Origin of the sequence: Xanthomonas sp. SHU 199 (assembly GCF_000364665.1) — a bacterium.
In the GTDB taxonomy this organism is placed as follows: Bacteria; Pseudomonadota; Gammaproteobacteria; order Xanthomonadales; family Xanthomonadaceae; genus Xanthomonas_A; species Xanthomonas_A sontii.
This window is the reverse complement of sequence record NZ_AQOI01000226.1, coordinates 1-19,170: the sequence shown is the minus strand read 5'-3', so window position 1 is coordinate 19,170 and position 19,170 is coordinate 1. Positions and strand designations below refer to the sequence as shown.

At 67.7% G+C, this 19,170-nt stretch carries 13 protein-coding genes; 6 read left to right on the top strand and 7 right to left on the bottom strand.

What is annotated here, in order from left to right:
- Together D183_RS0109235 and D183_RS0109230 are read left to right on the top strand one after the other, a co-directional pair.
- Positions 1 to 608 (top strand): HD-GYP domain-containing protein (locus D183_RS0109235; protein ID WP_017908737.1); only part of this gene is annotated, 608 nt, incomplete at its 5' end.
- Position 609: 1 nt separating this feature from the next.
- The gene (locus tag D183_RS0109230; protein ID WP_017908736.1) at positions 610 to 2,787 is read left to right on the top strand and encodes an ATP-binding protein; all 2,178 of its coding nucleotides are present in this window, start codon (positions 610 to 612) and stop codon (positions 2,785 to 2,787) included.
- Between the two features lie 66 nt (positions 2,788 to 2,853).
- On the opposite strand, the gene D183_RS0109225 is transcribed toward D183_RS0109230, so the two are convergent.
- From D183_RS0109225 to betI, 5 genes are all read right to left on the bottom strand, one after another.
- Positions 2,854 to 3,723 (bottom strand): crotonase/enoyl-CoA hydratase family protein, encoded by an 870-nt coding sequence (locus D183_RS0109225; RefSeq protein WP_017908735.1) that lies wholly within the window; start codon positions 3,721 to 3,723, stop codon positions 2,854 to 2,856.
- Between the two features lie 149 nt (positions 3,724 to 3,872).
- Complete coding sequence (locus D183_RS0109220; RefSeq protein WP_017908734.1) at positions 3,873 to 5,558, bottom strand: long-chain fatty acid--CoA ligase; 1,686 nt, start codon at positions 5,556 to 5,558, stop codon at positions 3,873 to 3,875.
- A 230-nt stretch (positions 5,559 to 5,788) separates the two neighbouring features.
- A complete protein-coding gene (gene betA, locus D183_RS0109215) occupies positions 5,789 to 7,471 on the bottom strand; it encodes a choline dehydrogenase (protein WP_017908733.1) in 1,683 nt (560 codons plus the stop codon).
- 90 nt (positions 7,472 to 7,561) lie between these two features.
- Positions 7,562 to 9,034 carry a betaine-aldehyde dehydrogenase gene (gene betB, locus D183_RS0109210; RefSeq protein WP_017908732.1) on the bottom strand — a complete coding sequence of 491 codons (1,473 nt, stop codon included), beginning with the start codon at positions 9,032 to 9,034 and terminating at the stop codon, positions 7,562 to 7,564.
- 39 nt (positions 9,035 to 9,073) lie between these two features.
- A complete protein-coding gene (gene betI / locus D183_RS0109205; RefSeq protein WP_017908731.1) occupies positions 9,074 to 9,664 on the bottom strand; it encodes a transcriptional regulator BetI in 591 nt (196 codons plus the stop codon).
- A 168-nt stretch (positions 9,665 to 9,832) separates the two neighbouring features.
- Between betI and D183_RS0109200 the strand changes: the two genes are divergently transcribed.
- Positions 9,833 to 11,377, top strand: a complete 1,545-nt coding sequence (locus D183_RS0109200) for a BCCT family transporter (protein ID WP_017908730.1) — start codon at positions 9,833 to 9,835, stop codon at positions 11,375 to 11,377.
- Between the two features lie 67 nt (positions 11,378 to 11,444).
- On the opposite strand, the gene acnA is transcribed toward D183_RS0109200, so the two are convergent.
- Positions 11,445 to 14,204 carry an aconitate hydratase AcnA gene (gene acnA, locus D183_RS0109195; protein ID WP_017908729.1) on the bottom strand — a complete coding sequence of 920 codons (2,760 nt, stop codon included), beginning with the start codon at positions 14,202 to 14,204 and terminating at the stop codon, positions 11,445 to 11,447.
- 149 nt (positions 14,205 to 14,353) lie between these two features.
- Here acnA and D183_RS0109190 point away from each other — a divergent pair, with 149 nt between their 5' ends.
- The 3 genes from D183_RS0109190 to acnB are packed head-to-tail and all read left to right on the top strand — an operon-like array spanning position 14,354 to position 17,665.
- The gene (locus D183_RS0109190; RefSeq protein ID WP_010343322.1) at positions 14,354 to 14,617 is read left to right on the top strand and encodes an AbrB/MazE/SpoVT family DNA-binding domain-containing protein; all 264 of its coding nucleotides are present in this window, start codon (positions 14,354 to 14,356) and stop codon (positions 14,615 to 14,617) included.
- On the top strand, positions 14,614 to 15,021 hold the full coding sequence (locus D183_RS0109185) for a type II toxin-antitoxin system VapC family toxin (protein ID WP_017908728.1): 408 nt from the start codon (positions 14,614 to 14,616) through the stop codon (positions 15,019 to 15,021). The genes D183_RS0109190 and D183_RS0109185 overlap by 4 nt, the downstream gene beginning before the upstream one ends.
- A 52-nt stretch (positions 15,022 to 15,073) precedes the next feature.
- A complete protein-coding gene (gene acnB, locus D183_RS0109180; protein WP_017908727.1) occupies positions 15,074 to 17,665 on the top strand; it encodes a bifunctional aconitate hydratase 2/2-methylisocitrate dehydratase in 2,592 nt (863 codons plus the stop codon).
- Between the two features lie 132 nt (positions 17,666 to 17,797).
- Here the strand turns inward: acnB and D183_RS0109175 are convergent.
- A partial coding sequence (locus D183_RS0109175) for a putative bifunctional diguanylate cyclase/phosphodiesterase (RefSeq protein ID WP_017908726.1) occupies positions 17,798 to 19,170 on the bottom strand: 1,373 nt, incomplete at its 5' end.

The following is a 19,170-nucleotide window of genomic DNA, read 5'->3' as shown; positions in this document are numbered from 1 at the left end:
GCGAGCGGGAGACACTGTCGCGGCTGGCGCGGGCCATCGAGTACCGCGACGTCGGCACCAGCGCCTACCTGGAACGCATGGCGCACGTGGCCGGGCTGATCGCCGAGCAACTGGGCCTGTCCGAGGACGAGGTGCGGGTCATCGAGATGGCCGCGAGCCTGCACGACATGGGCAAGATCGCCATTCCCGACGCGGTGCTGCTCAAGCCGGGCAAGCTCAACGAGGACGAGATGGCGGTGATGCGCATGCACCCGCGCATCGGCTACGAACTGCTCAGCGGCAGCCAGAACCGTTTCATCCAGGTCGGCGCGCTGATCGCCCTGCGCCACCATGAGCGCTACGACGGCAGCGGCTACCCGGACGGCCTGGTCGGCGAGGCGATTCCGCTGGAAGCGCGGATCGTGGCGGTCGCCGACGTATTCGACGCGCTGATCTCGCCGCGCCCCTACAAGGAAGCCTGGACCATGGATGCGACGCTGGCCTATCTCTACGCCCAGCGCGGCCGCCTGTTCGACCCGCGCTGCGTGGACGCGCTGTTTCGCGGCCGCGAGCAACTGCAGGTGATCTGCGAGAAATTCTCCACCGCCTCGGCGCGACCAGGAGTCTGACATGACCTCGGCGATCACGTGGGTGCGGCAACGGTTCGCGGAGCGCAAGGATACCGAGCATGCGCAGGCCCTGGTGCGGATCATCCTGATCTCCATCATCCTGAGCTACGTGTTGCTGCCGGGTCCGCGGGCGACCTTGCCGATGCGCGAGTACCTGAACGTGGTCGCCGTGGTGTCGTCCGGTCTGGTGCTGTCGCTGGGCGTGCTGGCCTGGCTGCTGTGGCGGCCGGAGCGTTGCGACACGCGACGGATCATCGGCATGATCGCCGACTACGGCCTGATCGCCGCGGCCATGATCGGCATGGGCGAGCCGCTGGCCTGGATGTACGTCGTGGTGCTGTGGGTGACGGTCGGCAACGGTTTGCGCTACGGCAACCGGTATCTGTATCTGGCGGTGGCCATGGGGGTGACCAGCTTCGGTACCACCGTGCTGGTGACACCCTACTGGCGCAACAACCTTGGGCTGGGGATCGGTCTGGTCGTCGGCCTGCTGGCGGTGCCGCTCTATCTGTCTGGGCTGCTGCGGCAGTTGACCCAGGCGACCAAGGAAGCGCAGCGCGCCAACGAGGCGAAGAGCCGCTTTCTGGCCAACATGAGCCATGAGTTCCGCACGCCGCTCAATGGCCTCTCGGGCATGACCGAGGTGCTGTCGACAACCAGGCTCGATGCCGAGCAGCGCGAGTGCGTCAGCACCATCCAGGCCTCTGCCAAGAGCCTGCTCTCGCTGGTCGAAGAGGTGCTGGACATCTCCGCCATCGAGGCCGGAAAGGTCCGCGTCGACAAGAGCGCCTTCTCGCTGCGCGAGACCGTGGAGCAGATCGGGCTGATCCTGCAGCCGCAGGCGCGGGCCAAGGCGATCGGCTATTTCGTCGACATCGCTGCCGAAGCGCCGAACCATCTGCTGGGCGACGCGGGTCACCTGCGCCAGGTGCTGCTGAATCTGGCCGGGAACGCGATCAAGTTCACCGATTCCGGTCGCGTCGACGTGCGGGTCAAGCTGCTGCGCAGCGACGCGGAGCGGACGTGGCTGAGTTTCGATATTGTCGATACCGGTATCGGGGTGCCGGAATCGATGCGATCGCGGTTGTTCGATGCGTTCGAGCAGGCGGATGTGGGGCTGGCCCGGCGCTACGAGGGCACCGGGCTAGGGACCACGATCGCCAAAGGCCTGGTGGAATCGATGGGCGGCAGTATCGGCTATCAGGAGAACCTGCCGCGCGGCAGCCGGTTCTGGTTCGATCTGCCTTTCGAGATCGCCGCAAGCAGCGTCGAGGAAGCGCCGGAAACGGAAGCGGCTGCCGCCGAACATCCCGAGGAAAACGGTCAGCCCGGGAACGTCATCGCCTTTTCCGATCCCTTCCTGCGCCACCGTGCGCGCATCCGCAGCATGCGCATTCTGGTGGCCGACGATCATGCCGCCAATCGCATGGTGCTGCAGCGCCTGCTGCAGAAGGCCGGTCACCGTCCGATCTGCGTCGAAGGGGCCGAATCGGTGCTGGACGCCTTGGCGGAGAGCGAGTTCGACGGGGTCATCGTCGATCTGCACATGCCGGGCATGAGCGGATTGGACATGCTGAAGCAGTTGCGGATCATGCAGGCTGGCGGCCCGCGAACGCCTGTGGTGGTGCTCAGCGCGGACGTCACGCCCGATGCGATCCAGCGTTGCGAGCAGGCCGGTGCGCACACGTTCCTGGCCAAGCCGGTGGTGGCCAGCCGTTTGCTGGATACCCTGGCCGACATCGCGGTGGAAGGACGCCTGCGCGGCTCGGGCGAGGCTCAGGTCAGGCAGTTGAGTGCCAGCGCCGAAGGGGTGCTGGATTCCTCTGTGCTCGACGAACTGGCCGGGCTGGGCATGGGCGAGGGATTCGAGCGCGAGTTCATTTCGCAGTGCCTCAACGACGCCGAAGGCTGTCTGGGCGGCATGCAGATCGCAGGCGACGCGGAGCATTGGGAGCGCCTGCGCGAACATGCCCACGCGATCAAGGGCGTGGCGAGCAATCTGGGCCTGATCCGGTTGGCCAGCCTCGGTGGCGAACTGATGCAGATGGCGGAATGGCAGATGCGCAGCGAATGGCGCTCCCGATTGATGGCACTCAATGCCAGTCTGACCGAGGGCAGGGAAGTACTCGAGGCGCGCGCGCGCCGCAGCGCGAGTTCCGAAGAGAACGAGCTGCGCTGACGCCCGCAGTAGGGCCCGGGCATGGCACCGGGCCGACCACTGATCGCAGACCGCTGACGTCTTGCCCTAGGCTGCGACGTCCCGCGCACGCCGGGTCTGCGCGCGTACCAGCCGATCCATCGTGCGCAGCGATTTCTCGTCCAACGCCAACGCGGAGTCGACCCAGATGTCGGTGATCGCCTGCAGTTCCTGCAGCGTCACGGGTTGCGCCAGATTGCGCACGGCGTTCATCGCCAGGTACGACTGCGGGTTGCGGCGCTGGTCGTGGATGAGCTGCTTCACGCGGTCGATGCCCTGATTCCGCGGGACCAGTACATCGACGATGCCCATCGCGTGCATCTGCTCGCTGCTGTAGAGGTCGGCGCTCAGAATGATCCGTTCGGCGACATGCGGAGCGACCCGCTTGCACAGGAACGAATAAGCGCCCATGCCGGGAATCAGCCCGAAAATCGCCTCGGGCAAGCCCATGGTGACGCCTTCCTCCGCAACGATGGTGTGGCAGGCCAACGCCATCTCAAGCCCCCCGCCCAGCGTATCGCCCTGCAGCAGAGCGATGGTGCGCACATCGCCCGACAGGCCGCGATGCAGTTGGTGGACGCCGCTGACGCAGCGATAGGCGTAGTCGAGCAGTTGCGCACGGTCCTTGCGGCGGATGAGGTCGGAAAAAAGCGCGAGATCGCCGCCGAGGTTGAAGACATTGGCGTCCGAGGCGATGACCAGATGCTGCAGCGCGCTCTTCCTGGGCGCCTGCGATCGCGTCGTCATGACCTCCAGCGCTGCCAGGACGTCATCGAGCATCTGGCTATGGAAGCAGGGACGCGTTCCGAGTTGCGGATTCGCATGCATGTACAGCCAATGGCTATCGTCGTCGCCGTCCGCATCGATGCGGATGCTGGAGTAGGCGCGGGTACGGGGCAGCGTGTCGATCGTGCTCATGGCGGGCTCTCGGAAAGACGCCCGCGGAGATGGCGTGGCGCAGCGGGCGAGTGCGTTTCCACCCGGCGGATGCTACACCCGGGTGCCGCGGCCGGAACTCGCCCCGCCAGCGCCTGCACGGGCGCCGCGTGGGCGCCCGTCGGACCTGCTTATTGCGGCGGCGGCGCGTCGCGCAGTTCGCGCCGCAGGATCTTGCCGACGTTGGTCTTGGGCAGCTCCTTGCGGAACTCGACGATGCGCGGGTGCTTGTAGCCGGTGAGGTTGGCGCGGGCGTGCGCCTTCACCTCGTCGGCGGTCAGGTTGGGGTCCTTCTTCACGATCACCACCTTGACCGCCTCGCCGGATTTTTCGTCCGGCACGCCGACCGCGGCCACTTCCAGCACGCCGGGCATCATCGCGATGACGTCCTCGACCTCGTTCGGATACACGTTGAAGCCGGACACCAGGATCATGTCCTTCTTGCGATCCACGATGTAGAAGAAGCCCTGCGGATCCATCCGCGCCATGTCGCCGGTGTGCAGCCAGCCGTCGGCGTCGATGGCGCTGGCGGTTTCCTCCGGACGGCGCCAATAGCCCTTCATCACCTGCGGCCCGCGGATGCACAGCTCGCCGACCTCGCCATGGGCGAGGACCTGGCCCTGGTCGTCCTTGACGCAGGCGTCGGTGGACGGGATCGGCAGGCCGATCGCGCCGTTGTATTCGGTCAGGGTCAGCGGGTTGATGCAGGCCGCCGGCGAGGTCTCGGTGAGGCCGTAGGCTTCGACCAGGGTGACCCCGGTGACCTGCTTCCAGCGCTCGGCCACCGCGCGTTGCACCGCCATGCCGCCGCCGAGGGTGAACTTCAGCGAGGAGAAATCCACCTTGTCGAAGCCGGGGGTGTTGAGCAGGCCGTTGAACAGGGTGTTGACGCCGGTGAAGGCGGTGAAGCGGGTCTTCTGCAGCTCCTTGACGAAGCCCGGCATGTCGCGCGGATTGCTGATCAGGTGGTTGAGCCCGCCGAGCTTCATGAAGACCAGCCCGTTCGCGGTCAGCGCGAAGATGTGGTACAGCGGCAGCGCGGTGATGATGACTTCCTTGCCTTCCTCCAGCTTGCCGGTCGCCGAGATCCAGGCGCCGGCCTGCAGCATGTTGGCGACCAGGTTGCGGTGGGTCAGCATGGCGCCCTTGGCCACGCCGGTGGTGCCGCCGGTGTACTGCAGGAAAGCGATGTCGTCCGGTTCGATGTCGATCTGAGGCAGCGTGTGCAGGCGGCCCAGGGTCAGCGCGTCGCGGAAGCGGATCGCGTTGGGGATGTCGTAGTCCGGCACCAGCTTCTTGACGTACTTCAGCACGAAGTTGACCAGCGGGCCCTTGGGGAAGCCCAGCATGTCGCCCAGGCCGGTGGTGATGACCTGTTTGACGGGGGTATCGGCGAGCACTTCCTGCACGGTGGTACCGAAGTTGTCGATCACCACCAGGGCGCTGGCGCCGGAGTCGATCAGCTGGTGGCGCAGTTCGCGCGGGGTGTACAGCGGATTGACGTTGACCACGGTCATGCCGGCCAGCAGCACGCCGAAGGTGGCGATGGGGTACTGCAGGCAGTTGGGCATCATCAGGGCGACGCGGTCGCCTTTCTTGAGCTGCAGTTCGCCCAGCAGGTAGCCGGCGAATTGCCGGGCCAGTTCGCCGGCCTCGCGGTAGGTCAGGGTCTTGCCGAAGTTGCAGTAGGCGGGGCGGTCTCCGAACTTGGCCACGGAGCTTTCGAACACCGCGGCGACGGAGCGGTACTCGTCGACGTTGATGTCGGCGCCAACGCCGGCCGGATAACTCTGCAACCACGGACGATCCAGACTCATATTCCCCCTCCAGGAAACGTAGTGATGTGTGCGGCGCGGACAGTATCCATCAGAACCGACGACAGCAGCATACCGTTCCGTAGGGCAAAGGCGAACAGGGCAGGGCCGCAGGCTGCGGCGCTGCGTCGGCGGCGCGCGGCCACCACTGGCGCGCGCGCGTGGGCGGTGCCGGCCCGAGCGATGCTGCCACGCGCAGCCCGGCGGCAGCGCCACCGCGGGTTAGGTCCGGCTCAGCGCGTGCGGCGCACCGGTGCGCCATCGGCGACGTAGTACGGCGCGGTGCTGCGTGGCAGCGCCTGGCGGCCGCGGATGCGGTCGGCCAGCTTCTCGGCGATCATGATCGTCGGCGCGTTGAGATTGCCGGTCACCACCTGCGGCATGATCGAGGCATCGACGATGCGCAGGCCTTCGAGGCCGTGCACGCGTCCCTGGCCGTCCACCACCGCCATCGGATCGTCGGCGTGGCCCATCTTGTTCGAGCACGACGGGTGGTAGGCGGTCTCTGCGTGTTCGCGCACGAACGCGTCGATCTGCGCGTCGCTGCGCAGTTCGCTCCCCGGCGAGATCTCGCGGCCGCTGTACGCCGCCAGCGCCGGCTGCGCGAAGATCTCGCGGGTGATCCGCACCGCGGCGCGGAACTCGCGCCAGTCCTGTTCGTGCGACATGTAGTTGAACAGGATGCTCGGATGCTGACGCGGGTCCTTGGAGACGATGTGGATGCGGCCGCGGCTGGGCGAGCGCATCGACCCCACGTGCATCTGGAAGCTGTGCGTCTTGATCGGGTTGGAGCCGTTGTAATTGATCGCCACCGGCAGGAAGTGGTACTGCAGGTTCGGCCAGGCGAAGTCCTCGTGGCTGCGGATGAAGCCGCCGGCCTCGAACTGATTGCTGGCGCCGATGCCGGTGCCCAGGAACAGCCATTGCGCACCGATCGCCGGCTGGTTGTACAGCTTCAGCGCCGGTGCCAGCGACACCGGCTGCCTGCATTCGTACTGCAGGTACATTTCCAGGTGATCCTGCAGGTTGGCGCCGACGCCGGGCAGGTGGTGGACCAGCTCGATGTCCAGCCCGCGCAACAGGTCGGCCGGGCCGACGCCGGAGCGCTGCAGGATCTGCGGCGAGGCGATGGCGCCGCCGCACAGCAGCACTTCGCGGCGGGCGGTGGCGCGCTGCAGCACGTCGTTGCGCAGCCACTGCACGCCGATGGCGCGTTTGCCGGAGAACAGGATGCGGTCGGTCAGCGCGTGGGTGACGATGGTCAGGTTCGGCCGCGATCTGGCCAGATCCAGGTAGCCGCGTGCGGTGCTGGAGCGGCGCCCGTGCGGCGTCACCGTGCGGTCCATCGGGCCGAAGCCTTCCTGCTGGTAGCCGTTGAGGTCGTCGGTGCGCGGGTAGCCGGCCTGCACGCCGGCTTCGATCATCGCCGCGAACAGGGGGTTGTTGCCGGACTTGGGCGTGGTCACGCGCAGCGGACCGTCGCCGCCGTGGTAGTCGTTGGCACCGATGTCGCGGGTTTCGGCCTTGCGGAAATAGGGCAGGCAGTCCAGGTAGGTCCAGTCTTCCAGGCCCGGCATGCCGGCCCAGTTGTCGTAGTCCATCGCGTTGCCGCGGATGTAGCACATGCCGTTGATCAACGAGGAGCCGCCCAGGCCCTTGCCGCGGCCGCAGTCCATGCGGCGGTGGTTCATGAACGGCTCCGGGTCGGTCTTGTACGCCCAGTTGTAGCGCCGGCCCTGCAGCGGGAAGGCCAGCGCGGCCGGCATCTGGGTGCGGAAGTCGAGGCGGTAGTCGGGGCCGCCGGCTTCCAGCAACAGCACGCTGACATCGGCATCCTCGGTCAGCCGCGTGGCCAGCACGTTGCCGGCCGAGCCGGCGCCGATGATGATGTAGTCGTACGCTTGGGCAGTCTTCATGACGGTTCTCCAGCAGGCCGGGGCGCGCTGCGCGCAGGCGTCCCGGCGGAAGGTCGGATCGGCGCGTCGGCCGGACGAGGGGGGCGCGGCTCAGAACACGCTGGCGTAGTCGCCCAGTTCGACCTGCACCGACTTGACGCGGGTGTAGTGGGCCAGGGTCGAGAGGCCGTTCTCGCGGCCGACGCCCGATTCCTTGTAGCCGCCGACCGGCATTTCGGCCGGCGATTCGCCCCAGGTGTTGATCCAGCAGATGCCGGCTTCCAGGCGGTGGATGATGCGGTGGGCGCGGCTGATGTCCTTGCTGACCACGCCGGCGGCCAGGCCGAAGCTGGTGGCGTTGGCGCGGCGGATCGCCTCTTCCTCGTCGTCGTAGGCGAGCAGGCTCATCACCGGCCCGAAGATCTCTTCCCTGACGATGCGCATGTCGTCGCGGCAGTCGGAGAACACGGTCGGCAGCACGTAGGCACCGTCGGCCAGCGCGCCTGCGCTGGCGCGGCCGCCGCCGATCAGCAGGCGCGCGCCTTCGGCCTTGCCGCTATCGATGTAGCGCAGCACATTCTCCATGTGCGCAAAGCTGGTCAGCGGGCCGAAGTTGGTGTCGGCCGCCATCGGGTCGCCGAGGCGGATGCGCTGCACGCGCTCGACCAGCGCCGCCTCGAACGCGGCCAGCATGCGGCGCGGCACGAACACGCGGGTGCCGTTGGTGCAGACCTGGCCGGAGCTGAAGAAGTTGGCCATCACCGCGATGTCGGCGGCGCGGTCCAGGTCGGCGTCGTCGCAGATCAGCAACGGCGACTTGCCGCCCAGTTCCATGGTCACTTCCTTCAGCGAGGAGGCGGCCGCGGCGGCCATCACCTTCTTGCCGGTGGCCACGCCGCCGGTGAAGGAGATCTTCTCGATCGCCGGATGCTCGGTCAGCCAGTTGCCGATCTCGCGGCCCGGGCCCTGCACCACGTTGAACACGCCGTCCGGCACGCCGGCCTCGGTGTAGAGCTTGGCCAGCTCCAGCACGCTCAGCGGGGTGACTTCGGACGGCTTGAACACCATCGCGTTGCCCGCGGCCAGCGCCGGGGCCGATTTCCACAGGGCGATCTGGATCGGATAGTTCCAGGCGCCGATGCCGGCGACCACGCCCAGCGGCTCGCGGCGGGTGTAGAAGAAGCTCGATGCGCGCAGCGGCAACTGGATGCCTTCGATCGCGGTGGCCAGGCCGGCGTAGTACTCCAGGACGTCGGCGCCGGTGACGATGTCCACGCTGGTGGTCTCGCTCAGCGCCTTGCCGGTGTCCAGGGTTTCCAGCCGGGCCAGGGCGTCGTTGCGCGCGCGCAGCAGATCCACGGCGCGGCGCAGGATGCGCGAGCGCTCCATCGCGGTCATCGCGGCCCAGACCTTCTGGCCTGCGGCCGCGCTCTGCACGGCGCGCTCGACGTCGGCCTGGCTGGCGATCTGCACCTCGGCCAGGACCTGGCCGTTGGCCGGATTGACGGTCTGGAAGGTCCTGCCGCTGCTGGCATCGACCAGGCGACCGTGGATGTAGAGCTGTTGGACGGGAAGGGCGGTCATGGGAGCTCCTGGAAAGGCGGTGGGCGCGGCAGGCGCGCGTCAGGGCGTGTCGGCCCGCAGTTGGAAGTCGATGTATTCGTAGGCGATGCGCTGCGCCTTGCCGGTATCGAAGGCGGCGCCGACCAGGCTGCCGCGCAACCACAGGCCGTCGATCATCGCGGCCAGCCCGCGCGCGGACTGGCGCGCCTGCGCCCGCGGCAGCGCCCGGTTGAACTGATGGCACAGGTTGGAGAACAGGCGCTGATCGTTGGCCCGCTGCAGCCGCGCCAGTTCCGGCTGGTGCATGCTCGCGGCCCAGAAGGTCAGCCAGACGCGCATGGCCGCGCCGTTGACCTGGCTGTCGTCGAAATTGCCATCGACGATGGCGCGCAGTTGCGCACGCGGGGTGTCCTCGGACGCGCCGCGGCAGCGCGACACCGCGGCGCGCAGATCGCGCAGGATCTGCCGCATCGCGGCATTGAGCAGGCCGTCCTTGTCGCCGAAGTAGTGGGCGATGATGCCGCTGGAAAGCCCGGCCTTCCTGGCGATGGTGGCGACGGTCGCATCGGCCATGCCGATCTCGTCGATGGTCTGGAAAGTGGCACGGATCAGCTGCTCGCGGCGGATCGGTTCCACGCCTTTCTTGGGCATCGCGGCTCCACGGTCTTCGATCCCACGGGATCGGCTGGCGGCCATTATGCTTTTTATTGATTGAACGTTCAATCAATAAACCATACGATGCACCCGCCCCCCACGCCATGGGCCCGGTTTCCGGTCCGGCCTTGCCCATGCGCCCATCCGGACCGATGAGACAACTGCATGTCTTTCCAGGCTCCTCCCAAGCGCTCGGCCCTGCGCCTGAATCGCTTCGTGTTCTTCAGCGCATCGCTGTCCATCGGCGTGCTCGGGCTGCTCACCGTGCTCTTCCCCGAGGCCAGCGAACACTGGCTGCAATGGGCGCAGGCCGGGGTGTCGGCCGGTTTCGGCTGGTGGTACATGGTGTTGATCGTGGCGTGCCTGGGGTTCGTGCTGTGGCTGGCGGCTTCGCCGTACGGGCGCATCCGCCTGGGCCGCAACGACGAAGTGCCGGCGTTCGGCTACGTGGCCTGGGTGTCGATGCTGTTTTCCGCCGGTATCGGCATCGCGCTGCTGTACTACGGTGCCTACGAGCCGCTGGATCATTTCCTGAGCCCGCCCGGACAGCCTGGCGGCACCGCGGCGGCCGCGCGCGAGGCGCTGGTGCTGACCTTTCTGCACTGGGGGCTGCACGGCTGGGCGCTGTACGCGCTGGTGGGCGTGGCGCTGGGGTATTTCGCCTATCGCCGCAACCTGCCGCTGGCGTTGCGCTCGGCATTGCAGCCGGTCTTCGGCGACCGCGTGCATGGCCGCATCGGCGACATGGTGGATGGCTTCGGCATCCTGGCCACGCTGATCTCCATGGTCACCAACCTGGGCATCGGCGCGCTGGTGCTGCAATCGGGCCTGGTCTACCTGTTCGGCCTGCCCAATACCCCGCAGGTGCTGGTGCTGATCGTGCTGGCGATGATGGCGGTGGCGACGCTGGGCGTGGTCGCCGGGGTGGAGAAGGGCATCGCCTGGCTGTCCAACCTCAATGTGCGCCTGCTGTGCGTGCTGCTGCTGTTCGTGCTGTGCACCGGGCCGACCCTGCACCTGCTGGACGGCCTGGTGCAGAACACCGGCGACTATCTGGCCGCGTTCGTGCGCAAGAGCTTCGAGATGTATCTCAACGATCGCAACGGGCGCACCTGGCTCGGCTCGTGGACGCTGTTCTATTGGGCGTGGTGGATCGCCTGGGCGCCGTTCGTGGGGCTGTTCGTCGCCCGGATCTCGCGCGGCCGCACCATTCGCGAGGTGATTCTGGGGGTGTTGCTGATCCCGCTGGGTTTCACCCTGGCGTGGTTGTCGATCTTCGGCAACACCGCGATCGATCTGGTGCTCAACCATGGCCAGGCGGTTCTGGGCCAGGTGGCGCAGCACGATGCGGCGATGACCCTGTTCAAGCTGCTGGAATATCTGCCCGCCGCGCCGTACGTGGCCGGCGCCGCGGTGGTGATCGGCTTCGTGCTGTTCCTGACCCCGGTGGATTCGGGCACCTTGATGATCGCCAACCTGTGTACGCGTCGGGTCGAGGGCGGCACGGAGGACGAGCACGATGCGCCGATCTGGCTGCGCGTGTTCTGGGCGGCGGGCATCACGGTGGCCAGCATCGGACTGCTGCTGGCCGGCAACTTCACCGCGATGCAGACCGCGGTGGTGCTGTGCGGCCTGCCGTTCTCGTTCATCCTGGTGCTGTACATGATCGGCTTGCTGCGCGCCTTGCGCAGCGACGAGGACGCGCCCTGAGCCACCGCGCAGCGCCCCCGCGCAGTCGCGGGGGCCGGGTTTCCGCTGTCGGAAAGCGCAGTGTCGGTCAGCGCGCGGCCAACTGCCGCAGCACGTACTGCAGCAGGCCGCCGTGGCGGAAATACTCCACTTCCTTCGGGGTCAGCAGCATCACCGCCACCTCGAAAGTCTGCGTACTGCCATCCGCCTTGGATGCGACGACCTTGGCGCGCTTGCTGGCGCCGTCCTGCAAGCCGGTGATCTCGAAGACTTCCGAGCCGTCCAGGCCCAGGCTCTGCGCGTTCTGGCCGTCGAGGAACTGCAGCGGCAGCACGCCCATGCCGACCAGGTTGGAGCGGTGGATGCGCTCGAAGCTCTCGGCGATCACCGCCTTGACCCCGAGCAGATTGGTGCCCTTGGCCGCCCAGTCGCGCGAGGAGCCGGTGCCGTACTCCTTGCCGCCGATCACCACCAGCGGCACGCCGTCGGCCTTGTACTTCATCGCCGCGTCGTAGATCGCCAGCTTTTCCGGCTGGCCACCGCCGGGCGGGTGGTACAGGGTGTTGCCGCCTTCCTCGCCGCCGAACATCAGGTTCTTGATGCGGATGTTGGCGAAGGTGCCGCGGACCATGACGTCGTCGTTGCCGCGGCGGCTGCCGTAGCTGTTGAAGTCGGCCGGCTGCACGCCGCGCTCCTGCAGGAAGCGGCCCGCCGGCGAGTCCTTCTTGATGTTGCCGGCCGGGGAGATGTGGTCGGTGGTGATCGAATCGCCGAACAGGCCCAGCACGCGCGCGCCGTGCACGTCCTCGATGCGGCCGACCTGCATGGTCATGCCGTCGAAGTAGGGCGGGTTCTTAATGTAGGTGGAGGCGCCATCCCACGCGTACAGCTCGCCATCGGGCGAGGCGATGGTGTTCCAGCGGCTGTCGCCCTTGAACACGTCGGCGTAGTTCTGCTTGAACATCTCCGGGCCGACCGTGGCGGCGATGGTGTCGCCGATCTCCTTGTTGCTCGGCCAGATGTCGCGCAGGTACACCGGCTGGCCGTCGCTGCCGGTACCCAGCGGGTCGCGGGTCAGGTCGATGTCGGTGGTGCCGGCGATGGCATAGGCGACCACCAGCGGCGGCGAGGCCAGGTAGTTCATCTTCACTTCCGGATGCACGCGGCCTTCGAAGTTGCGGTTACCCGACAGCACCGAGGCCACCACCAGGTCGTCCTTGGCGATCGCCGCGGAGACGTCCTCGGGCAGCGGGCCGGAGTTGCCGATGCAGGTGGTGCAGCCGTAGCCGACCACGTAGAAGCCGAGCTGCTCCAGGTCGCGCATGACCCCGGCCTTCTTCAGGTAGTCGGTGACCACCAGCGAGCCCGGCCCGAGCGAGGTCTTGACCCACGGCTGCGCCTTCAGGCCCTTGGCCACGGCATTGCGCGCGAGCAGGCCGGCGCCGAGCATCACCGCCGGGTTGGAGGTGTTGGTGCAGGAGGTGATCGCCGCGATCACCACCGCGCCGTCGCGCAGCTGCCAGCCGGAGCCGCTGGCCTCGGCGTCCTGCGCATGCGCCGCCTGGGCACCGACCGCGGTGCCGCCGCCGCCTTCGTTCTTGAGCCGGTCTTCCTGCACGGCATCGCTGCGGCGCTTGGCGCGCGCGTCGGCGAACGGCACCAGGCTGTCGCGGTAGTTGCGCTGCATGTCTTCCAGCAGCACGCGGTCCTGCGGGCGCTTGGGGCCGGCCAGCGACGGCTTGACCTCGCCCATGTCCAGTTCCAGGACCGCGCTGTATTCGGCATGCGCGCTGTCGGCGTCGTGCCACAGGCCCTGCGCCTTGGCGTAGGCCTCGACCAGCGCGATCTGCTCCTCGCTGCGCCCGGACAGGCGAAGATAGGTCAGCGATTCGGCGTCGATCGGGAAGATGCCGCAGGTGGCGCCGTACTCGGGCGCCATGTTGCCGATGGTGGCGCGGTCGGCCAGCGGCAGGTGCTGCAGGCCGTCGCCGAAGAACTCGACGAACTTGCCGACCACGCCGTGCTTGCGCAGCATCTGCGTCACCGTCAGCACCAGGTCGGTGGCGGTGGCGCCTTCGGGCAGCTTGCCGGTGAGCTTGAAGCCCACCACCTGCGGGATCAGCATCGAGGAGGGCTGGCCGAGCATCGCCGCTTCCGCCTCGATACCGCCCACGCCCCAGCCGAGCACGCCGATGCCATTGATCATGGTGGTGTGGCTGTCGGTGCCGAACACGGTGTCCGGATAGGCCAGCGCCTCGCCGTCGCGCTCGCCGGTCATCACCACCCGCGCCAGATGCTCCAGGTTGACCTGGTGCACGATGCCGGTGTTCGGCGGCACCACCTTGAAGTTGTCGAAGGCCTTCTGGCCCCAGCGCAGGAAGCCGTAGCGTTCCTTGTTGCGCTGAAATTCGATCTTGCCGTTGAGGTCCAGCGCGTCGGGCTTGCCGAACACGTCCACCTGCACCGAATGGTCGATCACCAGTTCCGAGGGGATCAGCGGGTTGATCTGCTCCGGGCGTCCGCCGAGCTTGACCACCGCATCGCGCATCGCCGCCAGGTCGACCACGCAGGGCACGCCGGTGAAGTCCTGCAGCACCACGCGCGCCGGCATGAAGGCGATCTCGGTGTCGGGTTCGGCCTTGGGATCCCACTTGGCCACCGCCTCGATGTGGTCCTTGCCCACGGTCACGCCGCCGTCTTCGTGGCGCAACAGGTTTTCCAGCAGGATCTTCAGCGAGTAGGGCAGGCGGGCGATATCGAAGCGCTCGGCGAGCTTGGGCAGGCTGTAGTAGGCGTAGCGTTGGCCGTTGACCTCGAGCGAGGCGCGGGTGGAAAAGGAATCGCTCATCACGGAACTCCTATGGCGTCGCGGCTGTAGGGACTGCGGTCATTCTGACCGATTCAGTGTGTATGGCAGGTGTGACCGCCGCTCTATGCGGGCTTGAGTATGACGCTTCAAGTATGTAAAATTCGTACATACCTTGCGGAGCCCGTCCCATGGAAGCCACTGTCGCCGAGCGCGGTCAGATCACCCTGCCGAAGGCCGTGCGCGATGCGCTGGGCCTGAGCAAGGGCACCATTCTGAAGGTGGAACTGGACGGCGGCCGGATCATCCTGCGCAAGAGCGTGGACGATGCCATCTCGCGCGCCCGCGGCCGCTTCAAGCTCGACGGCTTCGCCAGCACCGACGAGGCGATGCGCGCCATCCGCGGCCGTGCCCCGGGCGATCCGTTCGAACCCGAGCCCGACGCCGGCGCATGATCGCCATCGACTCGTCCGTGCTGGTGGACCTGCTGGCCGACGGCCCGCAGGCCGATGCCACCGAAGCCTGCCTGCGCCAGTGCCTGAGCACCGGCCCGGTGGTGGTCTGCGACATCGTCCTGGCCGAAGTCTGCAGCGCGCTGCGCGACGGCGCCGAGGCCTTGTCGGTGCTGGAGGACATGAGCATCCGCTTCAGCGCACTGGAGGCCAAGTCGGCCTTGCGCGCCGGCGAGATGCAGCGCCGCTTCCGCGCCCGTGGCGGCAAGCGCGAGCGGGTGGTGGCCGATTTCCTGATCGGTGCGCATGCGCTGCTGCAATGCGATGGCCTGATCACCCACGACGACCGTTTTTTCCGCGATTACTTCAAAGGCCTGAAGATCATCGTCCCCAAGCCTGCCGGCTGACGCCGCGCCGCCGCTGCCGCACATCCCCACCGTATTTTTCCGGAGAACCCGCATGTTGGAAGCCTATCGCCACCACGTTGCAGAGCGCGCCGCGCTCGGAATCCCGCCGCTGCCGCTGAGCGCGCAGCAGACCGCGCAGGTCATCGAACTGCTGAAGAACCCGCCGGCCGGCGAGGAGCAGTTTCTGGTCGAGCTGCTGAGCCAGCGCGTGCCGGCCGGCGTCGACGACGCCGCCAAGGTCAAGGCCTCGTACCTGGCCGCGGTCGCCTTCGGCAGCGAGACCACCCCGCTGATCTCGCCCACCCGCGCCACCGAGCTGCTGGGCACCATGCTCGGCGGCTACAACATCCATCCGCTGATCGAGCTGCTGGACAACGCCGAGCTGGGCGCCGTCGCCGCCGAGGGCCTCAAGCACACGCTGCTGATCTTCGACGCCTTCCACGACGTGCAGGAAAAGGCCGAGGCCGGCAATGCGCACGCCAAGGCGGTGCTGCAGAGCTGGGCCGAGGCCGAGTGGTTCACCAGCAAGCCGGAAGTGCCGCAGAGCCTGACCATCACCGTGTTCAAGGTGCCGGGCGAGACCAACACCGACGACCTGTCGCCGGCGCCGGACGCCACCACCCGCCCGGACATCCCGCTGCACGCGCTGGCGATGCTGAAGAACAAGCGCGACGGCGCCCCGTTCGAGCCGGAAGAGGACGGCAAGCGCGGCCCGATCCAGGCCATCGCCGACCTCAAGGCCAAGGGCCACCTGGTCGCCTACGTCGGCGACGTGGTCGGCACCGGTTCCTCGCGCAAGTCGGCGACCAACTCGGTGCTGTGGTGGACCGGCGAGGACATTCCGTACATCCCCAACAAGCGTTTCGGCGGCGTGTGCCTGGGTTCGAAGATCGCGCCGATCTTCTACAACACCATGGAAGACGCCGGCGCGCTGCCGATCGAGCTGGACGTGTCGCAGATGGAGCACGGCGACGTGGTCGAACTGCGTCCGTACGAAGGCAAGGCGCTGAAGAACGGGCAGGTGATCGCCGAGTTCGCGATGAAGTCGGACGTGCTGTTCGACGAAGTGCGCGCCGGCGGCCGCATCCCGCTGATCGTCGGTCGCGGCCTCACCGCCAAGGCGCGCGAGTTCCTGGGCCTGCCGGCCTCCACCCTGTTCCGCCTGCCGATGGACCCGCCGGACACCGGCAAGGGCTTCTCGCTGGCGCAGAAGATGGTCGGCCGCGCCTGTGGGCTGCCGGAAGGCCAGGGCATGCGACCGGGCACCTACTGCGAACCGAAGATGACCTCGGTCGGCTCGCAGGACACCACCGGCCCGATGACCCGCGACGAGCTGAAGGACCTGGCCTGCCTGGGCTTCTCCGCCGATCTGGTGATGCAGTCGTTCTGCCACACCGCAGCGTATCCGAAGCCGGTGGACGTCAAGACCCACCACACCCTGCCGGAGTTCATCTCCACCCGCGGCGGCGTGTCGCTGCGTCCGGGCGACGGCGTGATCCACAGCTGGCTCAACCGCATGCTGCTGCCCGACACCGTCGGCACCGGCGGCGACTCGCACACCCGCTTCCCGATCGGCATCTCGTTCCCGGCCGGTTCCGGCCTGGTGGCCTTCGCCGCCGCCACCGGCGTCATGCCGCTGGACATGCCCGAGAGCGTGCTGGTGCGCTTCAAGGGGCAGATGCAGCCGGGCGTGACCCTGCGCGATCTGGTCAACGCGATCCCGCTGTACGCGATCAAGCAGGGCCTGCTGACCGTGGCCAAGCAGGGCAAGAAGAACATCTTCTCCGGCCGCATCCTGGAGATCGAAGGCCTGCCGGAGCTGAAGGTGGAGCAGGCGTTCGAACTGTCCGACGCCTCCGCCGAGCGCTCGGCCGCCGGCTGCACGGTGCGCCTGAACAAGGAACCGATCGTCGAGTACCTGACCAGCAACATCACCCTGCTGAAGTGGATGATCGCCGAAGGCTATGCCGACGCGCGTTCGCTGGCGCGGCGGATCAAGAAGATGGAGGAGTGGCTGGCCGACCCGCAGTTGCTCGAGCCCGATGCCGACGCCGAGTACGCGGCGGTGATCGAGATCGATCTGGCCGACATCCACGAGCCGATCGTGGCCTGCCCGAACGACCCGGACGACGTGAAGACCCTGTCCGACGTCGCCGGTGCGGCGATCGACGAAGTGTTCATCGGTTCGTGCATGACCAACATCGGCCACTTCCGTGCCGCGGCCAAGCTGCTGGAAGGCAAGCGCGACATCCCGACCCGCCTGTGGGTCGCGCCGCCGACCAAGATGGACGCCTCGGAGCTGACCAAGGAAGGCCACTACGGCACCTTCGGCGCCGCCGGCGCGCGCATGGAAATGCCGGGCTGCTCGCTGTGCATGGGCAACCAGGCGCAGGCGCGCGAGGGCGCCACGGTGTTCTCGACCTCCACCCGCAACTTCCCCAACCGCCTGGGCCGCAACACCAACGTGTACCTGGGCTCGGCGGAACTAGCGGCGATCTGCTCGCGCCTGGGCCGCATCCCGACCAAGGACGAGTACATGGCCGACGTGGGCGTGATCAAGACCAGTGGCGAACAGATCTATCGCTACATGAACTTCGATCAGATCCAGGACTACCAGGACGTGGCCGCGACGGTCGCGGCCTGATCGCCCCGGCGATGCGCTGACGCGACGTGCCGCCGATGCGGCACGGTCGCAACGAAAAAGCCCGGCACTGCCGGGCTTTTTCGTTGGTGGTGCCTGCGCTGCGTACGACGGCGGGTTCGCCGCTTGCCTGCGCTAGGCCTGTGGTGCGGACGCTCGCCCTTGCAGCCAGTGTTCCAGCGCCGCCGCCGGCAGCGCCGGCGCGAACAGGAAGCCCTGCAGCACGCGGCAGCCCAGCCGCGCCAGGAACGCGCGTTGCGCTTCGGTTTCCACGCCCTCGGCGACCGTGTGCATGCCCAGGGTCTCGCCGATCCGCAGGACCGAGGTGGTCAGCGCCCGCGAGGTCTGGCAGTGCTCCAGGTCGCTGACGAAGCTCATGTCCAGCTTGAGCTCGTTGACCGGCAATTGGTGCAGATGGCTGAGGCTGGAATAGCCGGTGCCGAAGTCGTCCAGCGACAGCAGCACGCCGCTGGCCTGCAACTGGCGCAGGTTGGCCAGCACCGCGTTGGTGTTGGAGAGCATGACGCTCTCGGTCATTTCCAGTGCCAGGTCGGCCGGTTGCAGGCCGGACGCGGCGAGCAGGCCTTCCACCCGCGTGGGCAATTCGGGGTCGGCGAAGTTGTTCGCCGACAGGTTCACCGCCACGCGCGGCACCGCGATGCCGCGCAGACGCCAGTCGGCCATCTGCCGGCAGGCTTCGCGCAAGACCCACTGCCCGAGTTCGTCGATCAACCCGCATTCTTCGGCCATCGGCACGAACCGCGCCGGCGAGATCGCGCCGAGATTGGGATGTTCCCAGCGCAGCAGCGCCTCCACGCCGTACAGCGCGTGCGGCGCCTGGCTGTCCAGTTGCGGCTGGTAGTGCAGCTGCAGTTTGTCGCGATGCAGGGCGTCGCGCAGCGCGGTCTCCATCGCCACGCGTTCCTGCGCCATGCGGTTCATGTCGGAACTGAAGTAGCACACGCTGTCGCCGCCCTCGCGCTTGGCCCGGAACATGGCCAGGTCGGCATGGCGCAGCAAGGTCTCGATGTCGCGGCCGTCGTCGGGGAACATGGCCACGCCGATGCTGGCGCTGGGGTGCAGGGTCACCTGGCCCACCACCAGCGGTTCGGCCAGCGCCAGCAGCAGGCGTTCGGCGACGCCGGCGGCCTGCTCGACGCTGCAGTTCGGCAGCATCAGCACGAACTCGTCGCCGGCCTGGCGGCCGACCAGATCGGTCAGGCCCAGGGTGTCGCCGATGCGCCGGGCGATGTCGCGCAACAGGCCGTCGCCGGAGGCGTGGCCCTGGGTCTCGTTGACGCGCTTGAAGCGGTCGAGGTCCACGAACAGGATCGCCACCGGTGCGCCCTGATGCTCGGCGGCGGCCAGCGCCTGCTCGGCGCGGGCGCTGAACATCACCCGGTTGGGCAGGCCGGTGAGCGAGTCGTAGAACGCGAGCTGGTGCACGCGTGCCCTGGTCTGCTCGCGTTCCAGCGCCAAGGCGCACAGATGCACGCAGAGCTCGATCA